Below are 12,984 nucleotides of genomic sequence, written 5' to 3' on the forward strand. Positions count from 1 at the left end.
AGTTCAGCACAAAGCCGCCGCAACAGCTGTTGCGGCGGCTTTGTGCGTTTCATCGAGCAGGTGGGCCTAGGCCTGGTAAGCGCGGCAAGCCTCCAGGCACTCCTGGCAGGCCTTGGCGCACTGCTGGCAGTGGTCGTGCTGGTGCTTGGCGCATTCGTCGTGGCACTTCTGGCAAATCTCGATGCACTCCTTTATGATGTGCTGGGCGTGGGGCGAGTTACGCGAGAGGTAGCTTGAAAACAGGCGACAGATGTCGGCGCAGTCGCGGTCGAGGCGAATGCAGGGCACCATCATCTTGATGTCGTCCTCGTCGAGGCAGGCATCGGAGCAGTACTCGCAGTTGGCAATGCAGCGGGCCAGGGCATCGAGCAGGGAGCGGTATTCTACGGGCGTGTTTTTCATGAGAAATGAAGAGGATAACTTAGTCAAAAGCAAGCATTATGCGCTGCCAATTGGTTGTACGTAGGGCCTGGTGGGATGGTGGTGCACTTTTTGGGCCTAGGCGTACAGAATTGCCGCGCCACACCTGCGTTGGGCGTTGGCAGCCCGAATTCTGCACACCGGCGGCGCAATAGTGCCGGCCCGGCGCGCTACTATTAGCGCCGCCGGGCCGTTAGAGGGATAGTTACTTACCTACGCAATCAATGACAGTTTCTTACGCATTTGCAGCGGCTTGCCTGCTAGCCCTGGCCGCTACCCCGGCCCTGGCCCAGCATCAGATGCCCGGCATGAAGATGCCCGCCGACACCACCCGCCGGCCCACCCAGCCCCCTAGGGGCCCCGCGCCTGCCGATAGTGCCCACGCCGGGCACCAGCCGGGCATGGGCGGGATGAATATGGGCAGCATGGATATGGGGGGCATGAACATGAGCCACAGCTACTCGCGCAACCTGCCCATGAGCCGCAACGGTTCGGGCACGGCCTGGCAGCCCGACCAGACGCCCATGTACATGTGGATGCAGCACAAGGGGCCCTGGATGCTGATGTACCACGGCGCGGCCTTTGGGCGCTACACCAGCCAGAACTTCAACCACCGCGGCGCCCGCGGCCAGGCCGATGCCGTGGACGGCCCCAACTGGCTGATGACCATGGCCCAGCGCACCGTGGGCGCGCGCGGCCTGCTGAACCTGACCCTGATGATGAGCCTGGACCCGCTGACCGAAACGCGCGGCGGCTACCCGCTGCTCTTCCAAACCGGCGAGAGCTACAAAGGCCAGCCGCTCATCGACAAGCAGCACCCGCACGACTTGTTTTCGGGCCTGAGCGTGGGCTATACCTACGCCTTCTCGAAGGATGTGGACCTGACGGCCTACCTGGGCTACCCCGGCGAGCCGGCCATCGGGCCCACGGCCTTTATGCACCGCATCTCGGCCATGCCCAACCCCGACGCGCCCCTCTCGCACCACTGGACCGACGCCACCCACATCACCTTCGGCGTGGCCACCCTCGGGCTGCGCTACAAGCAGTTTAAGCTGGAAGGCAGCAACTTCACCGGCCGCGAGCCCGACCAGTACCGCTACGGCTTCGACCGCCCCAGGGCCGACTCCTGGGCCGCGCGCCTCAACTGGAACCCCACCAGCGAGCTGGCCTTGCAGGTGAGCCACGCCTACATCAAGAGCCCCGAAGACCTGCACCCCGACGAAAACGTGCGCCGCACCACGGCCTCGGTGCTGCACAGCCGCAGCTGGGGCGAGCGCCACTTCATCGCCTCGGCCCTTGTCTGGGGCATGAACCAGGGCCACGGCCCCCGCGCCGAGCACGCGGTGCTGGCCGAAACCAACCTCACCCTGGGCCGCCCCACCTTCTACGGTCGCTACGAGTTTGTGCAGAAAGACAGCGAGGAGCTGAATTTCATTGCCTACGGCGAGCCCAACGCCGCCGACCGCATCTACAACGTGAACGCGCTGACGCTGGGCGCCAGCTACCGCCTGGCCAGCCTAGGGGGCGCGCGCGGCCCCGAGCTGAGCGTGGGCGGCCAGCTCACGGGCTACTTCATTCCGCAGACGCTGCAAGACGCGCACGCCGGCGACAGCTACGCCTACCAGCCCGGCTACGGCCAGCTGCCGCTCTCGGCCTCGGTGTACCTGCGCCTGAACGCGCCCTGGATGAGTATGCGGGCCATGAAGAGATAGGCGGGACTTGGGCGAGTGGGGTAGGCAACCTTATCGGGCCGCCGGGCATCTGACTTACTACCTTGCTACCTCCTTTTCCCAAGTCGCCGCATGAATTTTCGCTGCCTGCTTGCCATCCCCTTGCTTGTCCTCGCGGCCCTAGGAAGCCACGGCCAACCTGCGCCTACCGCCCTCAACCTGGATTTTGAGCAAGTAAACCCGCGGACGCACCGCCCCCTGGGGTGGACCGCCCCCACCCAAAACGGCTACCTAATGGCGGCCGACTCGGTGACGCGCCACGGGGGGCGCTACGCGCTGCGCCTACAATCGCCCAGCGCGGTGCGCAAGGCGGGCGAGTTTGGCGTGGCTACCTGGCAGCTGCCCGCCAATTTTTGGGGTAAGCGCATCACGCTTACAGGCTTTCTGAAAACCGACCAGGTGCAGAATGGCTTTGCGAGTATGTGGCTGCGGGTGAATAACGATGAGGGCACCATCGCTTTCGACAACATGGCAAACCAGCAGGTGCAGGGTACTACCGACTGGACGGAGTACAGCATTACCCTGCCGCTGGCCGACGAGGCGCGGGTTATTTATTTCGGGCTGATTTTGCCCGCAACCGGCACGGCCTGGCTCGACGACCTGAGCTTGACCGTGGATAACAAGCCGCTAACCAAGGCAGCCGCTAAGGCGATACCCTACTACAAGGCCGAGAAGGACACCGCGTTTCGGCGTGGCTCGGGCATCGAGTTGGAGAAGCTGAGTGAACTGCAAACCACCAATCTGGCGCTGCTGGGCCGGGTGTGGGGCTTTGCGAAGTACTACCACCCTGCCGTGGCCCGCGGCGACTACAACTTCGACGCCGAGCTGCTGCGCGTGCTGCCTAAGGTGCTGGCCGCCCCCAGTCCCGCCGAGAATAGCGCCGTGCTCAGCACCTGGCTGGCGGGCCTGGGGCCGGTGCCGCCCTGCCGCGGCTGCCGCGAGCCCGCCGCCAAAGACGTGCGCCTGCAGCCCGACCTGGCCTGGCTCACCGATACCCGGCAGCTAAGCCCCGCTTTGAGCCAGCAGCTAGTGCAGCTGCGCCAAAACCGCAACCAGGGACCGCACTACTACATCCGCCCCGCGCCGTTCGTGAGCAACCCGCTCTTCGCGCACGAAGAAGCCTACGCCAGCCAAACCGCGCCCGACGCCGGCCTGCGCCTGCTGGCCCTATTCCGCTACTGGAACATGGTGGAGTACTTCTTTCCCTACCGCTACGCCATTGGCGAAGACTGGCAGCAGGTGCTACCCCAGGTGCTGCCGCAGGTGGTGGCCGCCCGCAGTGCCGAGCAGTACCGGCTGGCAATGCTGGCGCTCATCGCCCGCATCCACGACACGCACGCCAACATCTACGGCGATAAGGTGCTGGAGCAGTATAAGGGCCTGTACCAGGCGCCGCTGTGGCTACGCTTCGTGGACGGCCAGGCCACGGTGGCCGGCTACTACGACGCCACCCTAGGGCCTGCCACTACCCTGAAACCCGGCGACGTGGTAGTGCAGGTGGAGGGTCAGCCAGTGGCCGACCTAGTGAAAGCCCGCCGACCCATCACCCCCGCCTCCAACGAGCCCACCCAACTGCGCAACATCGCCCGCGACCTGCTGCGCGGTCCTACCAAACAAGTGAGCCTGGTGGTGCGCCGCGCCGGCCGCGAGTTCCCGGTCACCGTTGACCGCTGGCCACTCAGTCAGCTCAACCTGAACTTGGGGGTGCGCTATAACACCCTTGACCCCAAGGCCTCGCCCTGGAAGCTGCTACCTGGCAACGTTGGCTACCTGGCCCTAGGCACTCTGCACCTGGCTGAATTGCCCGGCATCATGGCCCAGGCCCAGGGCACCAAGGGCCTGGTAATTGACCTGCGCAACTACCCGGCCGAGTTTGTGCTGCAAACGCTCGGCAAATACCTCGTGAGCAAGCCCACGCCTTTCGGGCGCTTCAGCGGACCCGATGTCACGTATCCCGGCGTGTTTAGGCTGAGTCCGGTGCAATATCTGGCGGCTGGTCGCGGCCCGGTCTATCCCGGCAAGGTGATAATTCTGGTGGATGAGGTTACGCAAAGCCAAGCCGAGTATACGGCCCTGGCCCTACGCACCATCCCCAGGGCCACCGTGGTGGGCAGCACCACGGCCGGCGCCGACGGCGACATATCAAGCATCGTGCTGCCCGGCAACGTGCAAACGTACATCAGCGGCTTGGGCGTGTACTACGCCGACGGGCGCGAAACCCAGCGCATCGGCATCGTGCCCGGCGTGGAGGTGCCCCCCACTATCAAGGGCCTCAGCGAGGGGCGCGACGAAGTGCTGGAGCGCGCCGTGCAGCTCATTGAGGCGGCCTAGGCCCGCGCGCGGCTCGTTATGCCCTACTCGTATCCGCTGGCGCTGCTGGGTTGGGCGCTGCTGTGGAGCAGCCTGTGCCTGCTGCTGACGGCGAGCAAGCTCTGGGTCGCGCCCCGGCCGCTGGGGCGGGCCGCGCTGGTGTGCGCGCTGCACATGCTGGTGCTGGTGCTGCCTTGGTCGCAGCTGCTGGGTCTGCCCGCAACACCGACTTCGCTCGGGCACCCGCCCCTGGCCTGGGCGGCCAAGGTGGTGGCCCTGCTGGTGTCGGGGCTGGTGCTGTACGGGGTGCGGTGGGTGGTACCCGCTGCGGCCGGCCTGCGCCGCCCCGGGCCGGGCACGCTGCGCCCGGTAGGGCTGGTGGTAGGCGCGGTAGCGGTGGCCGTGTTCGCCAGCGCCTACGCGGCGCGGCGGTCCTTCTTGCCCCTGTGGTGGCCCGAGCGGCTGTACTACTCGGTCGTGCCCGGCCTGGAAGAAGAATTATTTTACCGCGGCGCGCTACTGGGGCTGCTCGGGCCGGTTTTTGCGCGCTCCATCCCGTTGCCCGGCACCCGCACCAGCTGGGGCGGCCTGGCTACGGTGCTGCTATTTGCCCTAGGGCACAGCCTAAAGCTGTCGTTTATCTACGATGCGGTGAACAACCTCTTGCTGAGCCAGGCGCACCTGGCGGGCCACGTGACGTGGTGGCAGTCGCTGCTATACTTCGTGCTCACCGATACTGCCTACCCGCTGCTGATGGGGCTGCTTTTGCTGTGGGTGCGCGAGCGCACGGGTTCGGTATGGGTGGCTGTCGCGGCCCATTGCCTCCTAAACACAGCGCTGACCCTAGGCCGCACGCTGCCGTAGCGCGGGCGCTACCGCCGGCCCGCGCCCGGCACGTCGGCCCACAGCAGCAGCGCCTCCGACAGTGGGTTGACATCCAACTTAATAAACCGAACGCCATAGCGCAGCTCGTTGCCCTCCCGGATTTCGCGGCTGCCCAAGCTGATGACGCGCCGCAGCCGCTGGGCGTTGCGGTAGTCGCCTAGGGCCACCGCGTCGGCAAAGGCGAAGGTGGTGGCCGGAATGCCGTAGCCCAGCACGAGCGGGCCACTGTCCACGTTGCCCGCGCCGATGGCGTAGCCGTGGGCAAACTCGCGGTACAGCCGCAGCGCGCCCAGGTTGGTGCTGTGGTGCTGCTGGTATAGCGCGTACTGCTGCCGGGCAAAGGCGCTGTCGACCTGCGCCAGAAACCAGATGCTCCAGCCCAGGTGCGAGCCCCTAGGCTCCTCGCTGGGTCGGCCTACCGCATCTACCATCGAGGCCAGCAGGCCGGTATCGGCGTCGAGCCACTGGCGGCGGGCCCGCGCCACCCAGCGCTGGCCCACGGCGGCGTAGGGGCTGCCCGTGAGGCGGCTGTGCAGCGCCAGCGAAGCCAGCGCCACCGCGTTGTCGGGCAGCCAGCGCAGGTTGGGGTAGGAGGGGAGGTTGCCGGCCGGGTCCTGCCCTAGGCGCCACGCCAGGCGGGCCGACAGCGAGTCGTGCAGCCGAGCGTAGGGCGAGGCCGGGTCGAGGCGGCGGTGGCAGCCCAGCATCAGGTTGAGGTGGCCCAGGTACAGCACCGACTGCGGCAGCGCGTAGCCCAGGCAGCTATCGGCCGGGCCAGCCAGAAAAGGCTGCCGCACTGGCGCCGTCAGCGTCACCCCAATGGCCTGCCCAATGATGCGGGCCGCCTCGGGGCGCAGCGCAGGCTGCCGGGCTGCCTCATTGGCCAATCCGTAGGTGCTGAACGCCAGCGTGAACAGCCCCCACTCGGCGTTGGTGGCGGTGAGCTGCCCTAGGGCGGTGCCGGGCGCCGCCCCCTCGTCTATCACCCGCCCCAGGTAGTTGAGGCGCGGGCGCAGCTCGGCCGCGGTGGGCGGCCGGTAGGTGGGCCAGCTGGCGGCCAGCCACGCTAGCGCGGCTGCCAGCAGGAGCAGCCGGCCCCAGCGCAGGCGGCGCAGCAGGTTCTTCTGGGCCATTCAAAGATGGAATAAACTAAAAAAGAACGTCATGCTCAGCTGGCGTCCGCTTGCCGAAGCATCTCTACCGAACACCCCCTAGGGGCGCAGTAGAGATACTTCGGCAAGCGGACGCCAGCTGAGCATGACGTTCTTTTCCCCTAGGCTACTTGTTCTCCACCAAGCCTTTCGCCACCAGGTACTCGGCAATTTGCACGGCGTTAGTGGCGGCGCCTTTGCGCAGGTTGTCGGCTACTACCCACATATTGAGGGTATTGGGCTGAGTTTCGTCGCGGCGCAGGCGGCCCACCAGCACGGCGTCGCGGCCGTGGCTGTCCTTAGGCATGGGGTAGTGGTTGTTCTGCACGTCGTCCACCAGCTCCACGCCGTCCGTTTTCGCCAGGATGTCGCGCACCTCAGCCAGGTCGAAGTCCTGGGCAAACTCCACGTTCACCGACTCGGAGTGGCCGCCCATCACGGGCACGCGCACGCAAGTGGCCGTCACGCGGATGCTGTCGTCGCCCATTATTTTCTTGGTCTCGTTCACCATCTTCAGCTCCTCTTTGGTGTAGCCGTTAGGTTGAAACACGTCGATGTGGGGCAGCACATTTAGGTCGATGGGGTAGGGGTAGGCGGGGTTGCTGGCCTGCTGGCCGCCGCGCTCCTCCATGAGCTGGTCCACGGCCTTCTTGCCGGTGCCGGTTACGCTCTGGTAAGTGCTGATAACGAGGCGCTTGGCGTGGTAGCGCTTGTGCAAGTCGTTAAGGGCCACCACCAGCTGAATGGTCGAGCAGTTGGGGTTGGCGATAATTTTATCTTCCGGGGTCAGCACCTCAGCGTTCACCTCAGGCACTACCAGCTTCTTGCTGGGGTCCATGCGCCAGGCCGACGAGTTATCCACGACCACCGTGCCCACCTCGGCAAACCGAGGGGCGTTTTCGAGCGACACGCCGCCGCCGGCCGAGAAGATGGCGATGGCTGGGCGGGCCGCCACGGCGTCGTCCATGCTCACCACCGGGTAGTCTTTGCCCTGAAAATGAACCAGCTGGCCCACCGATTTGGCCGAAGCCACGGGCAGCAGCTCGGTGACGGGAAACTGGCGCTCGGCGAGCACCTTCAGCATCTCGGTGCCTACCAGTCCGGTGGCACCCACTACGGCAACCTTCATTGCGAGAGAGTTTTAGGCGGCAGGTTAATTGGGCCTGCCGGTGAAGCGGGCAAAGGTCGGCAGAAACAAGCGAGTTTTGCGCGGGGCGTGGCCGCCGCCCAACCCCAGCGCGGGAAAGCCAGTTAGAAGCGCTACACGCTTTCAACCTTCCAAACCAAACCGATGCCGATTAACCCCAAAACCAAGGGCCTAGCCCACGTGGCCCTGCGCACCACCGATTTTGCCCGCGCCAAGGCGTTTTACCACGACCTGCTGGGCTTCCCGGTGGCTCTCGAAACCCCTGAAATCCTGGGCTTCCAGGTGGGGCAGCTGTTCCTGGGCTTCAAGAAAGCCGAGCCCACCTATCCCGGTGGCAACGTGTTTACGCCCTTCAACGTGGGCCTCGACCACATCGCCATTGCCTGCGAAGACGAAGCCGAGCTGCGCCGCGTGGCCGACGCGCTGCAAGCCGCTGGCGTCGAGAACACCGGCGTGAAAACCGATTCTGTGCAACCCAAGCAGTACGTGGCCTTCAAGGACCCCGAGCGCATTCAGTGGGAGTTTTACATGGTTTAGGCCTCGCGGCTAAATCAAAAAGCCCGTCATGCTGAGCCTGCCACAGCATCGCTACCGCACTACTAATCTTAACGAGTGAGTTTAGCAATGCGGTAGCGATGCTGTGGCAGGCTCAGCATGACGGGCTTTTAGGAGCGGGCTGCCCCTAGGGCCCGCCGTGCACCACCAGCGCAGCTATACTTCAGCTTAAACGGACTTAACTTGGGACGGCCGCGCTCAGTGGCTGCTCCTCAATGAAGCCCCCTTACTTGCTGCTGCTCTTGTGCCTGCTGTCCCTAGGGGCCCGCGCCCAGCTAAGCGAAACCTTTGCCGACGGCGACTTCACTCGCAACCCAACCTGGACAGGCGACGCCAGCGGCTTTGTGGTGGCCGGCCAGGTGCTGCAAAGCAACGGCCCCGCCACCACCGGCACCCAGCTGCAACTGGCCACGCCCTGCCAGGCCAGCACCGGCACCACCTGGGAGTTTTGGGTGAACCTGAAGCTGGCCACCAGCGCCGGCAACCTGGCCGACGTGTGGCTCATGGCCTCGCAGGCCGACCTGCGCAGCCCGGCCACCAAGGGCTACTTCGTGCGCCTGGGCGGCACCGACGACGAGGTGAGCCTCTTCCGCAAAGACTCGGCCCGCACCGCCGCGGTAGTAATTGACGGTCAGAACGGTACGCTGGCTTCTAGCACTAACAACCTGGTGCGCGTGCGCGTGACCCGCACCCTAGGCGGCCAGTGGAAGCTGGAGCGCGACCTGACCGGCGGGCGCACCTTCGTGGCCGAGGCCGCGCAGCCCATTGACCAGACCTACCAGCGCAGCGCCTACTTCGGCGTGTCGCTGCTGTACTCGGCAGCCAACAGCAAGAAGTTTTTCTTCGACGATTTTCTGGTAACCGACGCCACGCCGCCGCTGCTGCTCCGCGCCACCGCCCTGGATGCGCGCACCGTGGACGTAGTATTCAACGAGGCCTTGGAAGCCGCCGGAGCCGCCCAGCCGGCGCGCTACCAGTTGGCCGCTGGCGCCGTGCCGCTAGCGGCCCAGCCCTCGGCCCTGAATCCGGCCGTGGTGCGCCTGACGTTCGGGCAGGACCTGGGCGCCCGCAACGTACTGCAAGTAAACGGCGTAGCCGACCTGTTTGGCAACGTGGCGGCCGGGCCCCTCACGGCCAGCTTTGGCGGGGTGCCGGTGGCCCCTAGGGTGGGCGAGCTGCTCATCACCGAAATACTGGCCGACGAAACGCCAGTAGTGGGCCTGCCCGCCTCGGAGTTTGTGGAGATTTTCAACAATACCGCCACCAAAACCCTGAGCCTGAAAGGCGTGCGCCTGCTGAAGCCGGGCAGCCCCGCCGCCCAGCTGCCCGACACCGCCCGCCTGCTGCCGGGCCAGTACGCCGTGGTGTGCGCCACCACGCGGGCCGCGCAGTTCGCGCCCTATGGTAAAGTGTACGGCGTCAGCAACTTCCCCGCCCTCAGCAACGGTGGCGACCAGCTGGTGCTACGCGGCCTGGGGGGCACCACCCTGTTTGAGGTGAGCTACAGCGACGACTGGTACGGCGACACGCGCAAGAAGGCGGGGGGCTGGACGCTGGAGATGGTAGACCCCGCCAACTACTGCGGTGGCGCCAGCAACTGGCGCGCCAGCCAGGACCCGAGCGGCGGCACGCCCGGCCGCCGCAACAGCGTGGCCGCCCCCAACCCCGACCGCACCGCGCCGGCTTTGCTGCGCGCGGCAGCCCTAGGGCCCCGCACCATCCGGCTGTATTTCGGCGAGAAGCTGGACAGCGCTGCGTCTGCCAACTCGGCACTCTACCAGGTGCAGGCCAGCGTGGCGGGCACCGCCCTGGGGGTGCAGCAGGTGGCACCCGTCGGCCCCGACTTCCGGGCCGTGGACCTAGCGCTGAGCGCCGCCCTGCTGCCCAGCCAGCCGGTGGGGGTGGCCGTGGCCCGCGCTACCGACTGCGCCGGCAACGCCAGCGGTGCGCTGGCCGCCGCCAGCCTGGCCCTGCCCGAAGTCGCCCAGCCCGGCGACCTGGTGGTGAACGAGGTGCTTTACAACCACCGGCCGGGCGGCGTGTACTTCGTGGAAGTGCTCAACCGCTCGCTGCGCTACGTGAGCCTGCAGGGCTACCAGCTGCGGGCCGAGCGCAGCACCGGGCCGGCGTCGGCGCTCATCAGCCTGGGGGCGCCCTACGTGCTGGCGCCCGGCCAGCTGGCGGCCCTCACCAGCGACGCGGGCGTGCTGGCAGCGCAGTACCCCAGCAGCGCCGACGCGGCCAATTTGCTGACCATAAGCGGCTTTCCGGCGCTGGACAATAAAAGCGGCACTATCGTCCTGCTCGACCCCCTAGGGGCTACCATCGACCGCTACGCCTATGCCGACGGCCAGCAGCTGGCGCTACTCAGCAGCACGGCAGGCGTGAGTTTGGAACGCATCCGGGCCGCGGGGCCGAGCGCGGCCAGCAACTTCCACTCGGCGGCCAGCGCCGTGGGCTACGCCACGCCCGGCCGCCCCAACTCGCAGAGCCAGGGTGCCACCGGCGGCGGGCAGGAGTGGACGGTGCTACCCGAGCTGTTTACGCCCGACGAGGACGGGCACGACGACTTCACGACCCTCAACTACCAGCTCGACCAGCCCGGCTACGTGGCCTCGGTGACGGTGTACGACGCCCTGGGGCAGCTCACGCGCCGCCTGCTGCGCAACGAGAGCCTGCCCACCAGCGGCTTCGTGCAGTGGGACGGGTTGGATGAGCGTGGCCACAAGGCGAACGTGGGGTATTATGTGCTTTACATCGAGCTGTTCCAGCCCAGTAGTGGCGAGCGGCGCGAGTACCGCAAAACGGTAGTGGTAGGTGCCCGGCTATAAAGGTGATTTCACCGCAGAAGACGCCGAGGGTGGCGCAGAAGAAGCGCAGAAGCCTTCCCCGGCGCGTACTTTCCCGCTGCGTTTCTTCTGCGCCCCCCGGCGTCTTCTGCGGTGAAATCACCTTCCATTTATCCCCTGGGCGACACGGCCGCCGTGGTCGAGTTTGGCGGCGGCATCAGCGCAGCCACCATGCGGCGCATTGCGGCCCTAGGGCAGCAGCTAGTCCGGCAGCCTCTGCCCGGCCTGCGCGAAACCGTGCCCGCCTACACCACCCTCACCGTGTTTTATGACCCTGCGTGCGCCTACGAGCAAGTAGCCGCCTGGCTGCGCAATGCCTTGACCGCCAGCGAAGCCGCGCCTAATACCCCGGTGTCCCCGCCCGAAGTCGTGGAGATTCCAGTGTGCTACGGCGGCGAGTACGGGCCCGACCTGGCGGCGGTGGCGGCGCATACTGGGTTAGAAATGAACGAGGTAATAACTCGCCACGCCGCGCCCACCTACCTAGTGCACCTGCTAGGGTTTCTGCCAGGCTTCCCCTACCTGGGCGTGCTCGATGCGCAACTGACCACCCCGCGCCGCGCCAGCCCGAGGGCCCGGGTGCCGGCCGGGGCGGTGGGCATCGCGGGCGCCCAAACGGGTATTTACCCGCTGGCCTCGCCCGGCGGCTGGCAGCTGATTGGGCGCACGCCGCTACGCTTGTTCGACCCCGCCTGGCCCGAGCCTACGCGGCTGCGCGCCGGCCAGCAGCTGCGCTTCGTGCCCATTAGCGCTACCGAGTTTGAAAAAATGCGGCAAATGTGCAGATATAAAGATGTGTAGATGTAGAAAAATGGTGAATGCGAAAACGCATAGGCAAATGGCTTTATCATAGCTAATAAAATTCTGGTATTCTGCACATTTGCTATATTTCTACTTCTACACATTCACCCCATGAGTATTAGCCTCATTCGGCCCGGCCTGCTCACGACTGTGCAAGACTTGGGCCGCCCTGGCTACCGGGCCGCGGGCGTGCCCCTGGGCGGCGCCCTCGATGCGCCCGCCCTGCGCCTGGCCAACTTGCTGGTGGGCAACGCGCCGGGCGAAGCCAGCCTGGAAATCACCCTCGCTGGCCCGACGCTGCGCTTCGAGGCGCCGCACCTGCTGGCCCTCGTCGGCGCCGACCTGTCGGCCACGCTCGACGGGAAGCCGCTGCCGCTGGGCCGGCCAGTGGCGGTGCAGGCGGGCACGGTGCTGGCCTTCGGGGCGGCGCGGGCGGGCTGCCGGGCCTACCTGGCGCTGGCGGGGGGCCTGGGGTTGCCGCCGGTGCTGGGCAGCTGCAGCACGCTGGTGCGCGCGGCCCTAGGGGGCCTGCACGGCCGCGCCCTGCTGGCGGGCGACGTGCTGCCCGCGCCCGGCCCCGGCGGCCCAGGGGCGGCGCTGCGGGCCAGGCTGGCGCTTGCCTTCCAAGGCAGCAGCCACGCCGCGGCGCCCTGGCATCCCGCGCCCGCGGAGCGCCCGGCGCTAGCCGCCGCGCCGGTGCTGCGCGCCCTGCCGGGGCCCGAGTACGCGGAGTTTGCGCCCGAGAGCCAGCGGGCGTTTTGGCAGCAGCCGTTCACCGTGACGCCCGCCGCCGACCGCATGGGCTACCGGCTGGCCGGGCCGCCGCTGGCGCGGCTGGCCGGCGCCGAGCTGCTCTCGAGCGCCGTGGCGCCGGGTACGGTGCAGGTGCCGCCCGGCGGCCAGCCCATTGTGCTGCTGGCCGACTGCCAAACCACCGGCGGCTACCCCAGGCTGGCCCACGTCATTGCCCCCGACCTGGGGCTACTAGCCCAGGCCCGCCCCGGTACGCCGCTGCGCTTCCAGCAGCTGAGCCAGGCCGAAGCGCACGCGCTGTACCTTGCGCAGGAAGCCCAGCTGCGCACGCTGGCCGCCAACTACTCGGCCTTCCTCACCCAGTGGCTGCGCCAATAGTGCTC

10 protein-coding genes are annotated in these 12,984 nt (G+C 66.9%); 7 read left to right on the forward strand and 3 right to left on the reverse strand.

Annotated features, from left to right (window positions below; all coding sequences use genetic code 11):
* Positions 1-66: 66 nt before the first annotated feature.
* On the reverse strand, positions 67-402 hold the full coding sequence (locus tag HHL22_RS18270; protein WP_169532837.1) for a four-helix bundle copper-binding protein: 336 nt from the start codon (positions 400-402) through the stop codon (positions 67-69).
* Between the two features lie 242 nt (positions 403-644).
* Between HHL22_RS18270 and HHL22_RS18275 the strand changes: the two genes are divergently transcribed.
* From HHL22_RS18275 to HHL22_RS18285, 3 genes are all read left to right on the forward strand, one after another.
* On the forward strand, positions 645-2,132 hold the full coding sequence (locus HHL22_RS18275; protein ID WP_169532838.1) for a hypothetical protein: 1,488 nt from the start codon (positions 645-647) through the stop codon (positions 2,130-2,132).
* Between the two features lie 90 nt (positions 2,133-2,222).
* Positions 2,223-4,481, forward strand: coding sequence for a S41 family peptidase (locus HHL22_RS18280; RefSeq protein ID WP_169532839.1), 2,259 nt, complete (start codon positions 2,223-2,225; stop codon positions 4,479-4,481).
* An 18-nt stretch (positions 4,482-4,499) separates the two neighbouring features.
* Positions 4,500-5,324, forward strand: a complete 825-nt coding sequence (locus HHL22_RS18285) for a CPBP family intramembrane glutamic endopeptidase (protein WP_169532840.1) — start codon at positions 4,500-4,502, stop codon at positions 5,322-5,324.
* Positions 5,325-5,332: 8 nt separating this feature from the next.
* Here the strand turns inward: HHL22_RS18285 and HHL22_RS18290 are convergent, their stop codons facing one another.
* Both HHL22_RS18290 and HHL22_RS18295 read right to left on the reverse strand, forming a co-directional pair.
* Positions 5,333-6,478 carry a hypothetical protein gene (locus HHL22_RS18290; protein WP_169532841.1) on the reverse strand — a complete coding sequence of 382 codons (1,146 nt, stop codon included), beginning with the start codon at positions 6,476-6,478 and terminating at the stop codon, positions 5,333-5,335.
* 145 nt (positions 6,479-6,623) lie between these two features.
* Positions 6,624-7,625 carry an aspartate-semialdehyde dehydrogenase gene (locus HHL22_RS18295; protein ID WP_169532842.1) on the reverse strand — a complete coding sequence of 334 codons (1,002 nt, stop codon included), beginning with the start codon at positions 7,623-7,625 and terminating at the stop codon, positions 6,624-6,626.
* Positions 7,626-7,787: 162 nt separating this feature from the next.
* Here HHL22_RS18295 and HHL22_RS18300 point away from each other — a divergent pair, with 162 nt between their 5' ends.
* The 4 genes from HHL22_RS18300 to HHL22_RS18315 all read left to right on the forward strand — a co-directional run bounded on the left by HHL22_RS18300 (position 7,788) and on the right by HHL22_RS18315 (position 12,979).
* Positions 7,788-8,180 (forward strand): VOC family protein, encoded by a 393-nt coding sequence (locus HHL22_RS18300; RefSeq protein ID WP_169532843.1) that lies wholly within the window; start codon positions 7,788-7,790, stop codon positions 8,178-8,180.
* A gap of 233 nt (positions 8,181-8,413) precedes the next feature.
* Positions 8,414-11,029 (forward strand): lamin tail domain-containing protein, encoded by a 2,616-nt coding sequence (locus tag HHL22_RS18305; RefSeq protein ID WP_169532844.1) that lies wholly within the window; start codon positions 8,414-8,416, stop codon positions 11,027-11,029.
* Positions 11,030-11,140: 111 nt separating this feature from the next.
* Positions 11,141-11,848 carry a 5-oxoprolinase subunit PxpB gene (gene pxpB, locus HHL22_RS18310; protein ID WP_169532845.1) on the forward strand — a complete coding sequence of 236 codons (708 nt, stop codon included), beginning with the start codon at positions 11,141-11,143 and terminating at the stop codon, positions 11,846-11,848.
* A 111-nt stretch (positions 11,849-11,959) separates the two neighbouring features.
* On the forward strand, positions 11,960-12,979 hold the full coding sequence (locus tag HHL22_RS18315; RefSeq protein ID WP_169532846.1) for a 5-oxoprolinase subunit C family protein: 1,020 nt from the start codon (positions 11,960-11,962) through the stop codon (positions 12,977-12,979).
* The last annotated feature ends 5 nt before the right edge of the window (positions 12,980-12,984 follow it).

It is taken from the genome of Hymenobacter polaris, from assembly GCF_012927305.1.
GTDB classification, from domain to species: domain Bacteria; phylum Bacteroidota; class Bacteroidia; order Cytophagales; family Hymenobacteraceae; genus Hymenobacter; species Hymenobacter polaris.

What these genes read in the sequence shown, in the direction of transcription:
- HHL22_RS18280 (WP_169532839.1), top strand. Translation starts at nt 2,223, where the DNA reads ATGAATTTTCGCTGCCTGCTTGCCATCCCCTTGCTTGTCCTCGCGGCC.
- HHL22_RS18290 (WP_169532841.1), bottom strand. Translation starts at nt 6,478, where the DNA reads ATGGCCCAGAAGAACCTGCTGCGCCGCCTGCGCTGGGGCCGGCTGCTC.
- HHL22_RS18315 (WP_169532846.1), top strand. Translation starts at nt 11,960, where the DNA reads ATGAGTATTAGCCTCATTCGGCCCGGCCTGCTCACGACTGTGCAAGAC.
- HHL22_RS18275 (WP_169532838.1), top strand. Translation starts at nt 645, where the DNA reads ATGACAGTTTCTTACGCATTTGCAGCGGCTTGCCTGCTAGCCCTGGCC.
- HHL22_RS18295 (WP_169532842.1), bottom strand. Translation starts at nt 7,625, where the DNA reads ATGAAGGTTGCCGTAGTGGGTGCCACCGGACTGGTAGGCACCGAGATG.
- HHL22_RS18305 (WP_169532844.1), top strand. Translation starts at nt 8,414, where the DNA reads ATGAAGCCCCCTTACTTGCTGCTGCTCTTGTGCCTGCTGTCCCTAGGG.
- HHL22_RS18285 (WP_169532840.1), top strand. Translation starts at nt 4,500, where the DNA reads ATGCCCTACTCGTATCCGCTGGCGCTGCTGGGTTGGGCGCTGCTGTGG.
- HHL22_RS18270 (WP_169532837.1), bottom strand. Translation starts at nt 402, where the DNA reads ATGAAAAACACGCCCGTAGAATACCGCTCCCTGCTCGATGCCCTGGCC.
- HHL22_RS18300 (WP_169532843.1), top strand. Translation starts at nt 7,788, where the DNA reads ATGCCGATTAACCCCAAAACCAAGGGCCTAGCCCACGTGGCCCTGCGC.